Source organism: Psychrobacter immobilis (genome assembly GCF_904846185.1).
In the GTDB taxonomy this organism is placed as follows: domain Bacteria; phylum Pseudomonadota; class Gammaproteobacteria; order Pseudomonadales; family Moraxellaceae; genus Psychrobacter; species Psychrobacter immobilis_B.
Genome location: NZ_CAJGZQ010000023.1, coordinates 1 through 18,657, shown reverse-complemented (window position 1 = coordinate 18,657; position 18,657 = coordinate 1). Strand labels below are relative to the sequence as shown.

Below are 18,657 nucleotides of genomic sequence, written 5' to 3'. Positions count from 1 at the left end.
TTATTGATTGATAACATCAACGCCTTTTGGTGGCGTAAACTTAAACTGACTACTGCTGACGCTTGGGTTTAGCTTAATACTGCTAAATTTGATGGACGTGGTCTGACCAAGGCTATCATTTAGCACCATCATCACTGGTTTACCACCGCTAAAACTCATTGATAAGCTCTTAAAACTGGCACTGTCTGATTTTGGATACAGCACGTAGTAGTTTTTATTATCATATGGCTGGGTAATTTTGAAATTCTTGTCTATTTGGCTTGGGTCGCCTGATAACAGCAGTGCTGGCGTATTACCGACTTGGCTGTCAACGTTTTGCTTGGTCGCTTGTTCTAAATCCTTGTCATAAACCCACATGGAGTTACCATTAGCGACGATCAGTTGCTGTGACGGCGACTTTGTTTCCCAGCGGAAATTATTTGGGCGTTGTACACTCATCGTACCCGTAAAAGTACCACTGTTGGCACCTTTGGTCGTTTGGCTAAAGTTAGCCGTCATGCTTTTGGTATTTGTCAACAGCTTGTTTAAACGTTTGGCAGCGGTCAAATTATCAGCTGGTGCAGCAGTAGCTGATTGTGTCAATACCATCATTGGGGCTGCGACACCAAGCGATGTCATTAATACACCAGCTAAAGCACCGCCCATCATTTTTTGTTTTAAAGTTGTTTTGTTGGTTAGTAAAGTCATTATAAATCCTCTCTAAAAATGCATAATCGCTTAAAAATTGTCGCTTAAAAATAAGACATCTTATTAAAATTTTTGTTTTCCATAAATGTTTATCTAGCAGCCATAAAATGGGTGCTCATAAACAATGACAACAGTGTGCCAGTTTTTTTATTACACGCCTAGTCATGATTTGCAATCTTTACTACCGCTGCCATACACGCTTGTAACTACTCTTTTGACCTTTTTTGTGATCATAAGCGGCTACATAATAATAAACCGCATGGATGGTGAGTTTTTTACCTATTCATTATTTCCTAACGTTATTTACTAATATTGTTTAGCAGCATAAAGCCAATTTAGTATCCATAACCACTACGAAAATAACTAAAAAAAGCCTCTACTACCAAACGGTAATAGAGGCTTTTTAGTCATCGGATTATTTTAGTCTTTGACTAAAACAACCTAGATGGGCAATTATGCGCTTTCAACCATTACATAACGACGGTTGAACTTACCTTTGGTCGCGAACTTTACCACACCGTCATTCAGTGCAAATAAAGTATGGTCACGACCCATGCCAACGCCTTCGCCTGCGTGGAATTCTGTACCACGTTGACGAACGATGATGTTACCAGCTGTGATAGCTTGGCCACCAAAGATTTTAACGCCTAGCATTTTTGGGTTTGAATCACGACCATTACGGCTTGAACCGGCAGCTTTCTTATGTGCCATGGGAAAATCTCCTTGTTAATTTGACTTATCGCTGATGCGATAACTCTTAAGCATTTAGTGCACTATTTAGCAGTAATTGCTAAGTGGATAATTAGGCATTAATAGCTTTGATTTTTAACAAGGTATACCATTGGCGGTGACCTTGCTCTTTGTGATAATGCTTACGACGGTTGTGCTTAACGATACGGATTTTTTCGCCGCGACCATGTTCAACCACTTCAACTTCAACGCTAGCACCTTCAACGATAGGCTGACCGATTTTGACAGTTTCGCCGTCAACAATCATCAATACATCTTCGAATTTAATTGTTGCGCCAGTTTCTGCTTTTAGTAGTTCAACTTTAAGCAACTCATCGACAACTACACGGTGCTGTTTACCACCAGTTTTGATTACTGCGTACATTGTATGACTCCGTTTAACCCGTGTGCCGTGGCTGATGTTATACCAACGCTTTTACGACGAACACGACAGGGAAAAATTAAAGGCAAGATTTTACGGCTTTTTGCTCATAAAAGCAAGCCGTCTATCTCACTTGTTTGACTGGTTTTTGTAAGGCAGTTACACGAATAACCACCTCACTTTTTATTATATCTACTGCTGATTAAGAGCGCATCCAAGATGCTACTCCAACAAAAAAACACTATATAATAATAGCGGCTATTATAACTTATATAATCAGCGACTTACAGCCTTTTATACATCTCTTAAATGAGCTTAAATGTCGCCGATAAATGACCATTAATTCTAGTGAAATTTCAGCCAATTTTTACAGTTTTTATGTCAATTTCTATATATAGTAAATCTTATTTAAAAGATAGGCGCGATGTTTTAGGCACGTTTTAACCCACAATCTAAAGGCATAGCTATGCTATTATAGAAAATAATGCCTGACCTATCTATAAAACTAAGGCTATAAAAAATTCTCTTTATTCTTATTAATATGACTATTTATTATGACCAGCATCCCTTCACATAAAACAGATTCAATGACTCAATCAACGCCTAATTATGCTGATATTCAAAGTATCGTGGCGGATGATTTTGAGATTATGGACAAGCAAGTATTCGGTAATCTTAATTCCAAAGTTCAGCTGGTAATGAGCGTCTCACAGCATGTAATTAATGCTGGTGGTAAGCGCATGCGCCCGCTGATTACTTTGTTATGTGCACGCATGTTTGAGGACAAGCCCTCAGAAAAAGCCATGCATCTAGCCGCTATTACTGAGATGCTGCATACAGCGACCTTGGTTCATGACGATGTGATTGATGAGTCAGGACAGCGCCGTGGTAAGCCGACTGCTAATGCCACTTGGGATAATGCCACCGCGGTACTAGTCGGTGACTATCTGATTGCTCGCGCCTTTAATTTATTAGTTGGCTTCCAAAGCTTACCACTGTTGCAAGTATTCTCAGATGGCACCTGCGATATCGCTGAAGGCGAAGTATTGCAGCTCCAGCATCAGCACAACCCTGCCGCGACAGAAGAGGATTACTTGCGCATTATTGATGGTAAAACCTCGCGGCTGTTTATGATGGCGACTCAAGGCGCTGCAATTTTACAAGACAGAATAGAGCATATGCAGGCTTTAGGCGATTTTGGTCAGCACTTTGGTAATGCTTTTCAAATTATCGATGATGTGCTCGACTATAGTGGTGATAGTGAGGTGATGGGCAAAAACCTAGGAGACGACCTTGCTGAAGGCAAGCCAACCCTACCGACCATCAAAGCGCTTGAGCTGCTAAGAGACAACGATGTCGAAGGCTATGAGCAGTTGCGTGTCGCTGTACAAACTGGAAAGACACCGAACGCTGAACAACTTATTGAGTTAGTGCGCCGCTCAGGATCATTAGATTACTGTAAGCAGCGGGCTTGGGAAGAAACCAAGCTGGCGCAACAAGCACTGAGTACGCTACCTGACAATCGTTATCGCACAGGCTTGTATCAATTGACTGAATTGGCTAGCGCACGCTTGCTGTAGTCAGTATCGTCATAACAGCTGTCAATACTTGCGGCTAGCAGCCATTAGCTGTTGGTAAAGACCATTAATGAGTAATTGTGTTAATGGTCACAGTTAATAGTTGCTAAAGTTTTTGTTTTGTTGGCAAACCTTATTTATCATTCATTAAAGACCTTACAATCTATATGGTTATGCTGTTTTCACAAAAGTTTACAATTATTTCTCATTGATCGTTGTATGACTGTACATTAGCTGTTAATGAAGATGGCGCTTGCCATGACAGCATTTAATGCATTCATAAAAGCTGATATTACGATTTCTAACCATAAATCCTGCGCTCAACTACTTGACTGTGGGGTTATCCCGATAGTTTATAATTACTCGTTAATTTTACTAATCAAGGTTGTGGTTTGGCTACAGCTTTGATGCTTAAGATTCTTACACCGATACTTGATACTTATATCGCTATTAGAGGTTCTAATAGTAATGTTTGGCTAAATTCATATTATTAAGAACAAATTTAGCCGAGAAAGTAAAGATCATTAGAATCAATACTCATTTTTATATTCAATACGCTTAGATTTATTGATAAACTTTTTATACTGTCATTACTTATTTTATACCTATTGCCGAGGACATTGATGAAGCACTCTACTCTTGCGCTTGTAATAGCATCTGTACTATCTGGAGCTGTACTGATTGGCTGTGACAAAAACGAGGACGCCGCTGGCGCTGAAGCCGCTCAGCAGCAGATGCCGCCTGCGGTCGTCAACGTCCAAACCGTCACATTTGATACCGTCCCTCAAGTACAGACATTCTCCGGACGTACCGCCGCGTATCAAACCGCTGACGTCCGCCCACAGGTCAATGGTGTCATCGACGAAGTACTATTCCGTGAAGGAAGTAACGTCAAAAAAGGCCAGCGCCTTTATCGTATCAATACTGACAACTATGCGTCTTCTGTCGCCAGTGGGCAAGCCGCGGTGCAGCAAGCACAAGCCAACTATCAGACAGCACTGGCTAACAACGCCAATGCCAAAGCTGAGCTAGCCAGCCGCCAAGCATCATTGGCGCAGGCGCAAAACGACTTACAACGTCTGCAAGGGCTGGTCGATATCGACGCCATCTCCAAGCAGCAATACGAACAAGCACAAACCGCGGTACGCACCGCACAAGCTGCTGTACAAAGCGCGGCGGCCGCTGTCGGACAGACCCAAGCGGGCATCGAGAGTGCCAAAGCAGGCATTCAAACGGCTAAGGCTGGGCTACAAGCCAGCACGCTAGACCTCAACCGTACCATCGTACGTGCGCCATTGACGGGTCGCACGGGCCGCTCAAGCGTGACGGCGGGTACACTAGTGAGCGCAGGTCAGCCCGATCCGTTGGTGACCATATCTCGCTTAGACCCTATCTATGTCGATATTAGTCAGTCATCATCTGAGCTACTAAAGCTACGCCAACAAATCTCTGAAGGCAAAGCACAGCCAGGAATGAACTCTGTTGAATTGGTGCTAGAGGATGGCTCGGTATATCCAGTGCGCGGCAAGCTTGCGCTATCTGAAGCTAAAGTTAATGAGTCAACGGGTGCTGTCACCTTGCGTGCTATTTTCCCGAACAGTAACAATATCTTGTTACCAGGGATGTATGTCACGGCACGTCTAACGCAAAGCGTCATCACCAATGCTGCATTAGTACCGCAAAGCGCCGTAATGCGTACACCGAAAAGTGAGACGCAAGTTTACATCGTTGATGAAAATAATAAAATCCAAGTACGTCCTGTCACTATTAATGGCACTTATAAAGGCCAGTGGGTTGTCACTGACGGCTTACAAGCAGGGGACAAGATAGTTGTTATCGGCGGCTCAAAAGTTAAGCCTGAACAAGAGGTGGTCGTTAAGCCATTAGAGAATCCAAACCCAGTACCAGCTAAAGAAGGTGCCTCTAATGCCCAGACGCCGCCGCCAGCTGCTAAAGCGATGGATAAGCCAGCTAGCAAAGATGCCACTGCTCAGAAACCAGCAGAGTCTACCGCTAACTAATTCCATTCAAAGATAGGAAGACTAGGAATATACTATGTCACGTTTTTTTATTAATCGCCCTATTTTTGCATGGGTTATGGCTATTTTAGTCATGCTCATCGGGGTGATATCGGTCATTAACTTACCGATTGAGCAGTATCCACGTATTGCACCACCGACGATTTCAGTCAGCGCAAGCTATCCTGGTGCTAATGCTCAAACGGTTGAAGATTCAGTCGTTCAGATTATTGAGCAACGCATGAAGGGTCTTGATGGGCTGATGTATATGTCGTCATCGAGCTCCTCGAATGGTGCTGCATCCATTACGCTCACTTTCGAAAATGGTACAGATTCTGATACTGCACAGGTACAGGTACAGAACAAACTCCAAGCCGCCATGAGCTCACTACCCGAGTCGGTACAGCGTCAAGGCGTCAACGTTAATAAATCCTCTAGCAGCTTTTTAATGGTGCAAGGTTTTATTTCTGAAGATGGCAGTATGGATCGTGCGGATATCGCCGATTATGTCAACTCAAACGTTGTTGACCAGTTAAGCCGTGTGGAAGGTGTTGGTGAAGTACAAGTTTTCGGTTCTGCTTATGCCATGCGCATTTGGTTAGATCCGGCGCGCTTACGTAGCTATAATATGGTGCCAGCGGATGTAGTTGAGGCAGTACGTGCACAAAACGCCCAAGTATCTGCCGGTCAGCTAGGTCAAGCACCTGCTGATACCAGTCAACAGGTTATCAATGCGACTGTCACGGTTCAAAGCTACCTACAAACGCCTGATGAATTTAAAAACATTCTATTAAAAACCGATACCGCTGGCGCAAAAGTGCGTTTAGGTGATGTGGCAGAGGTTGAGATTGGTAGTGCAGACTACGGCGTAGTGTCGCTATACAATGGTAAAGAAGCAGCTGGTCTTGGTATTTCATTGGCAGGTGGTGCAAACGCACTGGAAACTCGTGAAGCCGTTGGGGCTCGTATGGCAGAGCTGGAAGCAAACTTCCCAGCAGGTCTAACATCCGTTATCCCTTATGACACCACACCATTTGTGCGCTTGTCTATCGAACAAGTGGTTATGACACTGCTTGAGGCAATTGTTCTCGTATTTATCGTTATGTTCGTTTTCTTACAGAACTGGCGTGCGACTATCATTCCTACTCTTGCCGTACCTGTCGTACTACTTGGCACCTTCGCTGTACTTTACATCGCTGGTTTTAGTATTAACGTCTTGACCATGTTTGCAATGGTACTATCCATCGGTCTGTTGGTCGATGATGCGATCGTCGTCGTCGAAAACGTCGAGCGTATCTTGGAAGAAGATCCTGATATTTCTATTAAGGATGCTACCGTACAATCGATGGGCGAGATTAGTAAAATCGTTATTGGTATTGCGCTGATTCTATCTGCCGTATTCGTACCGATGGCATTCTTCGGTGGCTCAACAGGTGTGATTTATCGTCAGTTCTCTATCACCTTGATTACCAGTATGGTGCTGTCGGCCTTAGTGGCGCTTATCTTTACCCCTGCCCTCTGTGTAACCTTACTAAAACGTAGTAAGAGCCATGATAAGAGCAATACCGAAGAGCAAAAAGGCTTCTTTGGTTGGTTTAACCGCTCGTTTTATAAAGTCAGTCGTAGTTACGAGAATTTAGTTGGCAAAAGTTTCCGCTTGAAGTGGCTATACTTAATTCTTTATGCTGCCATTATCGGTATTATGGCAGTGGTATTCTTACGTATTCCCGGCTCGTTCTTACCAGAAGAAGATCAAGGTATTATGTTTACCTTGGTTCAGTTACCTGCTGGCGCGACGCTTGATGAAACGCAAGAAGTGCTCGATAAAGTCAGTGATTATTACAGTACCCAAGAAGGCGATAATATCGCTTCAGTCTTTACGATTGCAGGTTTTAGTTTTGCAGGACAAGGGCAGAATATGGGACTGGCCTTTGTACGTTTATCGGATTGGGCTGATCGTCCCGGTGAAGAAAACACTGCACAGGCTGTCGCTGATCGCGCCATGGGTTACTTCTTTACCCAATTAAATGAAGCCCAAGTATTTGCGATTGTACCGCCAGCCATTACCGAACTTGGTAACGCCAGTGGTTTTGACTTAATGATTCAAGACACGGGTAACCTTGGACATGAGGGTCTACTCGAAGCACGTAATATGCTGCTTGGCATGGCTGCGCAAAACGACAAAGTCGCAGGCGTTCGTCCAAATGGTCAAGAAGATGCACCGCAGTTAAAAGTGAATATTAATCAAGAGCAAGCTGCTGCTTATGGCTTGTCACTTGCTAGTATTAATAGCGTTATTTCTACCGCTTGGGGCTCAAGTTATATTAATGACTTCGTCGATCGTGGGCGTATTAAACGCGTCTTTATCCAAGGTGAACCGAGCAGTCGTACTAATCCTGAAGATATCGGCAAGTGGTATGTGCGTAACGATATAGGTGAAATGATTTCATTTGATGCTTTCTCTAGCAGCGAATGGCAATCTGGCTCACCGCGTCTGACCCGTTATAACAGCTTACCATCGATGAATATTCAAGGTAGTGCTGCACCCGGTCTAAGTACGGGTGAAGCGATGAGTTCAATGGAAGCAATGATGGAGAATCTGCCCGAAGGTGTGGGCTATGAGTGGACGGGTATGTCACTTGAAGAGCAAAAGTCAGGTGCTCAAGCGCCGATGCTATACGCGCTTTCAATCTTGGTGGTATTCTTATGTCTAGCAGCCTTGTATGAAAGCTGGTCTATCCCCTTCTCTGTGCTATTGGTCATTCCACTTGGGGTGTTAGGTGCAGTCATCTTTACTTGGCTACGTGGCTTTAATAACGATATTTATTTGCAGGTAGGTCTACTCACAGTCGTTGGTCTATCCGCTAAAAATGCTATCTTGATCATTGAGTTTGCAAAAGAGCACCAAGAGGAAGGCTATAGTCTGAGAGAAGCCGTCATGACAGCCGCGCGTCAACGTTTGCGCCCGATTATCATGACCTCGCTTGCCTTTGGACTGGGTGTTGTGCCATTATTTATCGCCACAGGTCCTGGTTCAGGCAGTCAAAATGCCATTGGTACCAGTGTACTAGGTGGCGTCGTGACCGCGACATTGTTAGGTATCTTCTTTATTCCCATGTTTTATATTTGGGTACGTAGTATGTTCCCGTACAAATACGAGAATAATAAACCAAATGATAAAGATGATGATAATAGTACGCCTGACCCGCAAAACCCAACGCCTTCTGAGAATTATCAGCCTGCAAGCTTTGGAGACAATACACAATGAGTGCTCAGAAAACATATAACACCAACTCAGCAGCGGTAGCAAATATTGCTATCACTGCGCAACCAGCGTGCTCACATATGCGCAGAAATGCTGGTCGCCTAATCGGCTTGACCGTTTTAGCGATGAGCATGGCTGCTTGTAACACGATTCCAAAAGCAGATATGCGCCCTGTGCTTGCTGAGCCAAATATCCCTATCGAACAAACCTATGGGGCATTCGATAAAGAAACGGTTAGTAGCGCTGATCAAGCAAGTATTGCGGGTCAACGCTGGCAGAATTTTTATAGTGACGAGCGCTTAAAGGGCTTGATTGCTTTAGGGCTAGAGAACAACAAAGATTTTGAGAGTGCTCGTTTAGCAATCGAGAAAGCACGCGCACAGTATCAAATTACCGATCTTAATGATCTACCAGCGATTAATGGTAGTGGTGGATACACTCGCTCAGCACAAAACGCAAAAAATAAAAACTCCAGTGGCTCTTATAACGTCAACCTAGGCTTGGCTAATTACGAGTTGGACTTTTGGGGTAAAATTGCTAGCTTAAAAGATCAAGCGCTACAGAATTTCTTAGCCACTACAGCGGCCAAAGATTCGACCCAAATCAGCTTGATTAGTAATATCGCTCAGAGCTATGCCAACTTGAGCTATAGCTTAGCGCAGTTAAAGCTGGCAGAAGCCACGGTTGAAAGTCGTGAAAAGTCCCTGTTTATTGCTGATAAACGCTTTGAAGCAGGCATTGATCCGAAGCTGCCATCTTTGCAAGCCAGTGCATCATTAGAAAATGCCAAACTTGCTGTCCTACGGGCACAAAGCAGCATTTTAAAATCACGTAACGCCTTGCAGTTCTTGGTGGGTGGACCGATTCCAACCAATCTAATTCCAACACCAGCAGTCAGCAACATCACTAGCCAGCAGATATTTAGTGCAGGCTTACCAAGTGAGTTGCTACGTTATCGCCCAGATGTACTGCAAGCAGAATACAACCTAAAAGCCGCTGGTGCCAATATCGAAGTGGCACGCGCGTCTTATTTCCCGTCTATCAGCTTAGCCAGTAGCATTGGGGTTAGTAGCGGCAGTTTAGATGACTTATTCAAAAGCGGCGCTGTCGGTTGGTCGTTTGGTCCAAGCATTAGCGTGCCTATCTTTGACGCTGGTCGCTTAGATGCCAATTACGATGTGGCTAAAATTGAGCGTGAACAAACGCTCGCAGGCTACGAGAAATCTATCCAAACCGCATTCCGTGAAGTGTCAGACGTACTCGCGACACGAGCCACATTGGGTGAGCAGCTCGAAGCACAATACCGTCTACAAGATAACTTTGAACAAACGTTCCAGATAGCAGATGCACGCTTTAAAGCAGGTATTGCCAACTATCTAGATGTACTAGATGCACAGCGTTCATTGTTCTCAACGCAGCAAGGTATTTTGGATTTAGAGCTACAAAAAATTGTGAGCCAAGTCGAGCTATACCAAGTGCTGGGTGGCGGTGCCAATCTGGATGTACCAACGGCGATTCCTGTACCGCATAAAAACTTAGTGCAACTAGTGAATCTACCTGCCAATAGCAATAAAGCAAAAGCGGCAAATGCTATCGATGCGGCTAGCTCAGCGCGAGTTGCTTCTGCACAAGAAGCAAATGCCATTAAACAAGCGCAACCATCGGAAACGGCCACTTTTGAGCCAACCGCTGTCGTTGATGTCAATAATGATGGCAAAAAAGATGCTGCCATAGGAGTCGTTACCAAACAGACGACGTATAACGAAACCAGCGTTGAGCAAGTACCGGTCACGCAGATCGTTGAGCCTTAAACACTCATAAATAGTGTGAGGTGAATTCCTTCACATTGATAGTCGATAAGTACAAAAAGCCCTACCGACTTGGTAGGGCTTTTTGCTTTTGTAAGGCGCTTTTAGTTATAGTAGACAAATTAGCTTACACATACTTTTATCCACTTATTAATGTCCGTGATATAAAAAAACATATGCTTCAAAACAGCTTATTTAATCAAGCTGATAAATAACAATGACTAAAATCTAATGAGGACAAATCATGACTTATACCTTTAACCGTCAATTCCCTGAAACTCGTCTACGCCGATTACGCTACAACGATAACGTACGCGCGATGATTCGTGAAGTTGAGCTGCATCCTAAGCACTTTATCGCCCCTGTCTTTGTACTAGAAGGCAAAAACAAGCGCGAAGCAATCGCTAGTATGCCAGGCGTTGAACGCTTATCGATTGACCTACTGATCAACTATGCCAAAGAATTATTAAGCGAAGGCGTCACTACCATCGACATCTTCCCTGTTATTGATAATTCCTTAAAAACACCCGACGGTAAATCAGCTTATGATGAAAATGCCCTTACTGCTCGTACCGTAAAAGCGATCAAAGATGCTGTGCCTGAAATGGTAGTAATGACCGATGTGGCGTTAGATCCTTATACTTCGCACGGTCAAGATGGACTGCTGGATGATTCAGGCTATGTGATTAATGATGAAACGGTTGAAGTATTGGTCAAACAAGCATTGGTACACGCTCGCGCTGGTGCTGATATCATCTCGCCTAGTGATATGATGGATGGCCGTATCAAAGCCATGCGTGACGCCTTTGAAGCCGAAGGCTTTGTGAATACCGCTATCATGGCTTACTCTGCCAAATATGCTTCTGCATACTATGGCCCGTTCCGTGATGCAGTCGGCAGTGCTGGCAACCTAAAAGGCGGACACAAGAAACAGTACCAGATGGATTTCGGTAATCGTGCTGAAGCGCTGCATGAAGTGGCTATGGACATAGCCGAGGGTGCAGACATGGTCATGATTAAGCCGGGTCAGCCGTATCTAGACCTTATTCGTGAAGTTAAAAATACCTTTGGCGTACCGACCTTTGCTTATCAAGTGTCTGGCGAATATGCGATGCATATGGCTGCGATTCAAAATGGTTGGCTAACCGACGCGGTGATTTTAGAATCGTTGATTGGTTTCCGCCGTGCAGGCGCTGATGGGATTTTGACGTATTTTGCGCTAGAAGCCGCTCGTCAGTTGAATAATGCGTAATATAAATTAAGCAGCTTTTTATTTATACCGTCAATCTATCGCGCCAACTGTGATCAAGCAGCTGGCGCGATTTTTATTGCCTTATATTAAAACTTCACTAAAAATTATAAACGTGTACGCTCGTGTGGCTCATTAAAATCAAGCACTGGACCAACAGGAATGATACGCGTGGGATTGATATTGGCATGGCTAGTATAATAATGCTGCTTGATATGATCGATGCTTACCGTCTCTGCAATACCTGGCACTTGATATAAATCACGCAGATAGCCCCAAAGATTGGGATAATCAACAATACGGCGAATATTACATTTAAAGTGTCCGACATATACCGCATCAAAACGCACCAGCGTAGTAAATAAGCGCCAATCCGCCTCAGTAATCGTATTGCCTAGCAAATAACGCTGGTCTGTCAAACGTGCCTCTAGCGTCTCTAATACATCGAATAGCTCCGTCACCGCTTCTTCATAAGCCTCTTGTGTGGTCGAAAATCCTGCTTTATAAACGCCATTATTAACCGCAGAATAAACGAGCTCATTAACTGCATTGATTTCTGCTAATAATTCGGTTGGTAAAAAATTACCTGCTAGTGCCCCAACCTCATCAAAAGCTGAGTTAAACATACGAATGATCTCAGAGGACTCATTACTGACGATGGTATTGGTTTTTTTGTCCCATAATACGGGCACCGTCACGCGTCCTGTATAGTCAGGCTTTGCCGCCGTATAAATCTCATATAAGTAATTAGCATTTACAATAGGATCAGCAATCACGCCCTCGCCCTCTGCAAACGTCCAGCCCTTATCGCCCATAAATGGATGCACCACTGACAACGAAATCAGGTCTTGCAAACCCTTGAGCTGACGGTAAATAATGGTACGATGTGCCCAAGGACATGCAAGCGAGATATATAAATGATAGCGATCAGCTTCGGCTTTAAAACCGCCAGCACCTGATGGGCCGGCGCTGCCATCGACCGTGACCCAATTTCTAAAACCGGCATCTTCTCGCTCAAAGCGTCCACCGCTCGCCTCTGTGTCATACCATTTGTCTTGCCATTGACCATCAACCAATAGACCCATTCCGCTCTCCTCAACATTCTATTTTGATATAATTTTTGTGAACTATGAGTACTGTGAAACTATTATCACAATCCTCACTTTATTTTGAGAATGATACCAGTTATATACTGCCTAGCTATTAGGGTTTGTAGTTCTACTGACAATAAAAAAATAAACCGATTTCAATCACTATTTAATATAACTACATAAAAAAAATATTAAAAGTCATTTAGTATAAAGTGTGATAATCATTATTATGCTAATAAAAAAATTTATTAGAAATAAAGCTTGCAAAGTCTCAAAAACTTGATAGAATACTCAACCTAAATAGGCGTATAGCTCAGTTGGTTAGAGCGCTACCTTGACATGGTAGAGGTCAGCAGTTCGAGTCTGCTTATGCCTACCAAATATTTAGAAAGCCCCAATCGTGAGATTGGGGCTTTTTTTGTCTGTAAAATATTGGCTCTCCACCCAATAAAAAGATCACCATGAATAGTATTAGATTTTGCAGTAGCGTCATGACGGAACTGCCCTTGACCCATGTAAGCAATCCAACGCCTCAACATTCCTCAGTTGCTCAGTTGCTCAGTTGCTCAGTGGAATATTAAATAAATACTTCCTGAGTAATGATCATAAGTCCATCACAGCGGTAGCACCAATACCGATTAATATTATAAAAACGACGTTATCCATGATGACTCTCTTACTAGTTTCAATATCAATGTGATGATTGCATACAATTTTAAGTCAAGTGGGCATTATAGATATTTCGCAGGGTGCTAAACAGTCTGGTGTTCCTGCTTCAACGTTACGATTTTATGAGAAAAAATACCTAATTCGCTCTGTTGGTCGGCACGGTATCCGCCGAGTTTTCAGCAAAGATATATTAGAGTGTATGTCCTTGATTGCTTTACGACGTGTTGCAGGGTTTTCATTGGATGAGATTACTGGGATATTAGGGTTTGGAAAAACCCTAGATGTTGATCGAGATTTGTTGCTGAACAAAGCCTCTGAACTGGATGAAACGATTCAAAAATTAAGCGCCATGCGTGTTGGACTGCAACATGCGGCAACTTGTACAGCGCCTAGCCACTTAGAGTGTCCGAGGTTTCGACGTCTAATGAATCTAGCAGCCACTGGCGCTATTAAAGGTAACACCTTGCATAAATAAGCAATAGAGCCGATTTTACTAGGTGACTAGACTACTCAAAGAATATTGAACTGCTTAACAAATACACTGCGATTATCCAAAAAATCTAGATTACTGATATTAATAGCCTACAGCCAGCTATTCAATTGCGCCAAACGTATAGAATAGCATTCGTAAATAAAGACAAACCTACTCTAAAGCCTGCCCCTTCATACGATGTTTGTTCTTCGCAACTGCCGTTAAAGCTAAACTAGCTATTTTTTATTCAAGTTATCACTCAAAGTTGATTTTAAACTTCCAAAACATAACATCTTCAGCCATATGAAATCCTAAACTCTGGTGCTGAATCCCTGCAAACTGTCATTAGACCAGACGATCTATTGTTGATTTATTGCCTACCGTTCTTACTTTTTATTTCTTGTTTCTTCAGAGACTGGCTTACAAAGTGCTCTATATTTCAGACGTATCAATTCATTGACCAGAGATCTATAAGGCTTTTTATGATTGATATTCTCCTGAACCATAGTTCTTAACACATTCATTTTTCTAACTTTTGACATACTCATTATTATGTCAGTACCAACACATTCATTGAATGACTGTCACATTTATCACTCACAAAGAAAGTCAAATATTGAAGTTACCTCGTGCAAGCATAGCTAATATGCACACCTTACTAAAATATAAAGTTTGTATATCTTTATGTTATATTATAACATAACGAAAATATTTACTCTTATCGTTATTTATCCCTATATAACTTCTTATTTTGGTAATCTCATGTCTCCAATTTTTCATATCAACAGATTAAGAGAACCTGATTATACTTCTGTGTCTTCAGTTAATTTTAGTATTCGCCGGGTAACGACTGTATTCTCAGTAACGACAGCTTTAGGTATGGCAAGTTTGTCAGTAAATGCGAAGGATACGATGGTAGATATCAAACCTATGACATCCTCATCTTTTCACCTAAACTCTCCTGATACGACCCACCCTTCGGTGACTCTAGACACCATAGTGGTGACGTCTAACCCTTTATTGCCACAAGCGAATGAAATGGCAACCGCAACCAGTATTGTTACTGGCGATGCGCTCACTACTCAGACAAGCAGTACGCTTGGTGATGCACTAGCAAATGAAGTTGGCGTGTCTACTGATAGTTTTGGGCAAGGTGCGAGCCAACCCATTATTCGAGGGCAAAGCGCACCGCGCGTCCAAGTCATGCAAAATGGTTTGAGCGTACAAGATGCGTCACAAATCTCACCAGACCATCAAGTGGCGGTACCTGTACTAGGTGCCAAACAAGTTGAAGTAATCAAAGGCACGTCAGCGTTGATGTATGGCGGCGGTGCTATAGGCGGTGTGGTCAATATCGTCAATGACACTATCCCTAAGGAGAGGCGACAAAAAAACATCAGCGGAAAATTGGCATTGATTGGTCAACAAGCCACAGACGGTTATTTGGGTTATGCAGAACTCAATGGCAGTATCGGTGAAAACTGGCTATGGAGTGGGTATTACCAAAAGACGGATAAAGGCAATATCCAAGTACCACATTTGGATACCGATGAGATTGCCAACAGTTGGTACACGCAAGACAATGGTAGCATTGTCTTGTCTTATGTGACTGATATGGGCTATATCGGTGCATCATATCAGCGCCTATCCTCAGAATATGGCTTGCCCTTTCATGTGCATAATGAATGCTCACCTGATAGCGTACTGACCAACCAACTGAGCTGTGAGGCGGATCACGAACATGACCACGATCATGGTGAAGCGCCCTATGTCGATATGATGTCAAACGTCTATCAGCTCCATGCAGAGCGAAAATTACCCATGATAGGCGTCGATAGCATCAATACGAAACTCAGCTATACCGATTATCGTCACGATGAAATAGATGAAGGCGCTGTGGGCACAACTTTTGAAAACAAAGCCATTAGTGCTCAAGCTCAAGCCACACATAGCACGTATAAAACAGGCAATCTAGGCTTTATGAAAGGTGTGGTCGGTCTAGATTACACAAACAGCCGGTTTTCTGCTGTTGGGCTAGAAGGTTATTTGCCGCAAACTGATCGTACACAGGTCGGTTTGTTCTTTATTGAACGACTCACGCCAGATTATTTTGGCGCAAAAATACAGAATTCTGATAAATTTGCAGGTCAATCATTATCTGCAAGTGATGCCCATGCTGGTCATAATCATGGTGAGACAACGGCTACCACCAGTGCTCCCCTCGATACGTCTAGTATTTTAAGAAAACAAGGCAAAAGTCCTTGGTATATTGAGTTTGGCGGTCGTCAAGATTTTCAAAATCTAATAGATAACGACAATAACATCGAAAAAACACATGCCGGAACATCTGTCAGTTTAGAAGGTAGCAAATATCTTACGCCTAATACGCAGTTGTCAGCCAGAATCAGTCATTCTGAAAGATTGCCTTCTCCACAAGAGTTATTTTCTAATGGCGCCCATCTTGCAACCAATACTTGGGAGCGTGGCAATGGGCAATTAGAGGAAGAATCTACTGATGGCGTAGAATTCACTTTGCGTTACGACAATGGCAATCGTTTTGATAGTAGTATTTCTGTCTTTTATAACGACAGTACAAATTATATTTATGCCAAAACTCAAGACATTGCCACTGAAGGAGAGTCTGCTGGTTTTCGTTTAGTGGATTATGTCCAAAGCGATGCCAAACATTATGGTGGTGAAATTCAATCACGCTATTATCTTAATGACAATATTAGTATTGGCAGCTTTGCCGACATTGCGCTCATCACGCTAGATGATACAAGCCTTACACGGAAATACGCACCAAGATTGGTAGCGCCCCGTATTGGTGGTGATATTACCTCTCAATTTGGTCAGTTTGACTTGGTGCTGTCTGGATACCATCGTTTTGAGCAAGATCACATTGCTGATTTTGAAACCAATACGCCTAGCTACAACATGGTTGATGCCAAGCTTGTCTATCACAGTTCGAGCGCTCATGATTACACCGCTTTTTTTCAAGTCGAAAATATTCTGAACGAGCTTGCTTATAATCATGCCTCTTATTTGGCTGAACAAGTGACAATGCCAGAACGCTCATTAAACGCAGGTATCACCTATAACTTCTAACAGCCTACTCTCTTTTCATTAGTCACTTGTAACTAGCAATCCTTAATCAATTGTCATAAGCCTCATAACTTATGACTGGAGTCCTTTATGAATCAAATAAATCCTTTGAGCCGTGCCATCGCGCTCGCCTTCTCTTCTTTAATCGCCGTTTCAGCACTTAGCGGCTGCGGATCATCAGATGATAGGAAAACACCAATCATAGATTCAGAACACGACCACGACCATGGAGACGATCATGACCATGATGATGAATCTGCTGTCAGCACTGAAATGGAACAAGGTCGTTTATTCATCACTGCAAAAGATGGCAGTCAAGCTTACATTTATAGCCTTGCTCAAGATAAAGTGATACAAACCCTACCTTTGACAGGTCAAGCCGATGCCGTACAAAGTAGTCCAGATGGTCATTACGCCGTCATCATGGATCGTACTAACAACGCGGTCAATTTTTATCATAGTGGGCTTGATATTGAAAACCATGGCGATCATGATCACCCATATGCTCGTGATGCGGCAAAAATGCCATTACAGCTCAACTATACCCGCCCAGTACATTTTCAAACTTTTGGAGAACAAGCAGGGCTGTTTTTTGACGGCTTAGGTGCGACAGGCAATCCCATAGAAAACCCTGTACAAGAAGCTGGATTTGTACTTGTAACAGATACCGGTATAGCTGACGGTACACTGCCTTATCAAAAGCTTAATACCAGCATGCACGGTACAGCGGAACCTAGAGGCAATTATGTGATTGCCTCACAGCGTTATCAGACAACCGGTAGCTCACTGGCTGATACGCTCTCTGTATTTGAACAGCATGGTGATGACTATCATATAAGCCAAACCTTTGAGACAAAATGCATGGGGTTGCATGGCAGTGGCAGCATGACCGATTACAGCATCTTTGCCTGTAGCGATGGCGTCTTAAGCGTCAAACAAACCGGAGACATTTTCAGCGCCGAAAAAATTACCTATCCCAGCAGCCTAACCAATATTCAATGTGATAGTACAAGCAGTAGTCCTGCTCGAATTGGCTCATTCATCACTAACCACCATCATGACTATGTCATTGGCACTGCTTGTGGACAGCCTTACCGTGTTGATCCTGTCAGTAAAAACATGACACCGATTGTCTGGACAACAGACAGCAGTCGCCGTATTGTCAGCTATGATTTTGATGCCCATGGAGAGCATTTAATGCTACTCGATGATACCGGCAAACTATATATACTCGATGTTGCACAAAATTATAAGCAAACCGCCGTATTAAATGTTTTCCCTAATGGCATCGAAGGCAAAGCGGTTCCCTCATTTATTGTTAACCCAAACACGCAAATGGTTTATATGATGGATGACTCAAACCAGCAAATTATCGAGATTGATCCTCATGATGGTAAAATCGAGTCAAAAATAACACTGAATTTCACACCCTCTCATGTGACTTGGTTTGGTGTGAAAGCTGGGCATGATGATGAACATATAGTCAGTTTAATATAAAATCGATACAGCCCATATCATGAAATAGTTTAGGCAGATTATTTTCCATCCATCCTTGGCGTAGAAATTTAGCCTGTGCCCACTTATTCTCGATAGGATTTAGATCAG

12 protein-coding genes and 1 tRNA gene are annotated in these 18,657 nt (G+C 43.1%); 9 read left to right on the top strand and 4 right to left on the bottom strand.

All coding sequences use genetic code 11. The annotated features are described in order from the left end of the window. The 3 genes from lolA to rplU form a co-directional block, all read right to left on the bottom strand. On the bottom strand, window positions 1-687 hold the full coding sequence (gene lolA, locus JMW94_RS11940; RefSeq protein ID WP_201604559.1) for an outer membrane lipoprotein chaperone LolA: 687 nt from the start codon (window positions 685-687) through the stop codon (window positions 1-3). A gap of 453 nt (window positions 688-1,140) precedes the next feature. Next, window positions 1,141-1,398, bottom strand: a complete 258-nt coding sequence (gene rpmA / locus JMW94_RS11935; RefSeq protein ID WP_055123782.1) for a 50S ribosomal protein L27 — start codon at window positions 1,396-1,398, stop codon at window positions 1,141-1,143. A 91-nt stretch (window positions 1,399-1,489) separates the two neighbouring features. Next, window positions 1,490-1,801, bottom strand: a complete 312-nt coding sequence (gene rplU, locus JMW94_RS11930; RefSeq protein WP_010199185.1) for a 50S ribosomal protein L21 — start codon at window positions 1,799-1,801, stop codon at window positions 1,490-1,492. A 551-nt stretch (window positions 1,802-2,352) separates the two neighbouring features. Between rplU and JMW94_RS11925 the strand changes: the two genes are divergently transcribed. The 5 genes from JMW94_RS11925 to hemB all read left to right on the top strand — a co-directional run bounded on the left by JMW94_RS11925 (window position 2,353) and on the right by hemB (window position 11,718). Next, complete coding sequence (locus tag JMW94_RS11925; protein ID WP_227685506.1) at window positions 2,353-3,378, top strand: polyprenyl synthetase family protein; 1,026 nt, start codon at window positions 2,353-2,355, stop codon at window positions 3,376-3,378. A gap of 620 nt (window positions 3,379-3,998) precedes the next feature. Then, window positions 3,999-5,396, top strand: coding sequence for an efflux RND transporter periplasmic adaptor subunit (locus JMW94_RS11920; RefSeq protein WP_201604558.1), 1,398 nt, complete (start codon window positions 3,999-4,001; stop codon window positions 5,394-5,396). Between the two features lie 34 nt (window positions 5,397-5,430). Then, window positions 5,431-8,661, top strand: a complete 3,231-nt coding sequence (locus tag JMW94_RS11915; protein ID WP_201604557.1) for an efflux RND transporter permease subunit — start codon at window positions 5,431-5,433, stop codon at window positions 8,659-8,661. Then, window positions 8,658-10,469 (top strand): efflux transporter outer membrane subunit, encoded by a 1,812-nt coding sequence (locus JMW94_RS11910; RefSeq protein ID WP_201604556.1) that lies wholly within the window; start codon window positions 8,658-8,660, stop codon window positions 10,467-10,469. The genes JMW94_RS11915 and JMW94_RS11910 overlap by 4 nt, the downstream gene beginning before the upstream one ends. Window positions 10,470-10,710: 241 nt before the next feature. Then, the gene (gene hemB / locus JMW94_RS11905; RefSeq protein ID WP_109589282.1) at window positions 10,711-11,718 is read left to right on the top strand and encodes a porphobilinogen synthase; all 1,008 of its coding nucleotides are present in this window, start codon (window positions 10,711-10,713) and stop codon (window positions 11,716-11,718) included. A 104-nt stretch (window positions 11,719-11,822) separates the two neighbouring features. On the opposite strand, the gene JMW94_RS11900 is transcribed toward hemB, so the two are convergent. After that, a complete protein-coding gene (locus JMW94_RS11900; protein WP_201604555.1) occupies window positions 11,823-12,800 on the bottom strand; it encodes a glutathione S-transferase family protein in 978 nt (325 codons plus the stop codon). Between the two features lie 308 nt (window positions 12,801-13,108). On the opposite strand from JMW94_RS11900, the gene JMW94_RS11895 reads away from it, so the two are divergent. The 4 genes from JMW94_RS11895 to JMW94_RS11880 all read left to right on the top strand — a co-directional run bounded on the left by JMW94_RS11895 (window position 13,109) and on the right by JMW94_RS11880 (window position 18,549). Further along, window positions 13,109-13,185, top strand: a tRNA-Val gene (locus tag JMW94_RS11895). A 324-nt stretch (window positions 13,186-13,509) separates the two neighbouring features. Next, window positions 13,510-13,950 carry a helix-turn-helix domain-containing protein gene (locus JMW94_RS11890; protein ID WP_265088322.1) on the top strand — a complete coding sequence of 147 codons (441 nt, stop codon included), beginning with the start codon at window positions 13,510-13,512 and terminating at the stop codon, window positions 13,948-13,950. Window positions 13,951-14,709: 759 nt separating this feature from the next. Then, window positions 14,710-17,055, top strand: a complete 2,346-nt coding sequence (locus JMW94_RS11885; RefSeq protein WP_201604554.1) for a TonB-dependent receptor — start codon at window positions 14,710-14,712, stop codon at window positions 17,053-17,055. Window positions 17,056-17,142: 87 nt separating this feature from the next. Beyond that, window positions 17,143-18,549, top strand: coding sequence for a hypothetical protein (locus JMW94_RS11880; protein WP_201604553.1), 1,407 nt, complete (start codon window positions 17,143-17,145; stop codon window positions 18,547-18,549). Window positions 18,550-18,657: the final 108 nt, after the last annotated feature.

What these genes read in the sequence shown, in the direction of transcription:
- rplU (WP_010199185.1), bottom strand. Translation starts at nt 1,801, where the DNA reads ATGTACGCAGTAATCAAAACTGGTGGTAAACAGCACCGTGTAGTTGTC.
- JMW94_RS11900 (WP_201604555.1), bottom strand. Translation starts at nt 12,800, where the DNA reads ATGGGTCTATTGGTTGATGGTCAATGGCAAGACAAATGGTATGACACA.
- JMW94_RS11915 (WP_201604557.1), top strand. Translation starts at nt 5,431, where the DNA reads ATGTCACGTTTTTTTATTAATCGCCCTATTTTTGCATGGGTTATGGCT.
- JMW94_RS11880 (WP_201604553.1), top strand. Translation starts at nt 17,143, where the DNA reads ATGAATCAAATAAATCCTTTGAGCCGTGCCATCGCGCTCGCCTTCTCT.
- JMW94_RS11910 (WP_201604556.1), top strand. Translation starts at nt 8,658, where the DNA reads ATGAGTGCTCAGAAAACATATAACACCAACTCAGCAGCGGTAGCAAAT.
- rpmA (WP_055123782.1), bottom strand. Translation starts at nt 1,398, where the DNA reads ATGGCACATAAGAAAGCTGCCGGTTCAAGCCGTAATGGTCGTGATTCA.
- JMW94_RS11885 (WP_201604554.1), top strand. Translation starts at nt 14,710, where the DNA reads ATGTCTCCAATTTTTCATATCAACAGATTAAGAGAACCTGATTATACT.
- JMW94_RS11925 (WP_227685506.1), top strand. Translation starts at nt 2,353, where the DNA reads ATGACCAGCATCCCTTCACATAAAACAGATTCAATGACTCAATCAACG.
- lolA (WP_201604559.1), bottom strand. Translation starts at nt 687, where the DNA reads ATGACTTTACTAACCAACAAAACAACTTTAAAACAAAAAATGATGGGC.
- hemB (WP_109589282.1), top strand. Translation starts at nt 10,711, where the DNA reads ATGACTTATACCTTTAACCGTCAATTCCCTGAAACTCGTCTACGCCGA.
- JMW94_RS11920 (WP_201604558.1), top strand. Translation starts at nt 3,999, where the DNA reads ATGAAGCACTCTACTCTTGCGCTTGTAATAGCATCTGTACTATCTGGA.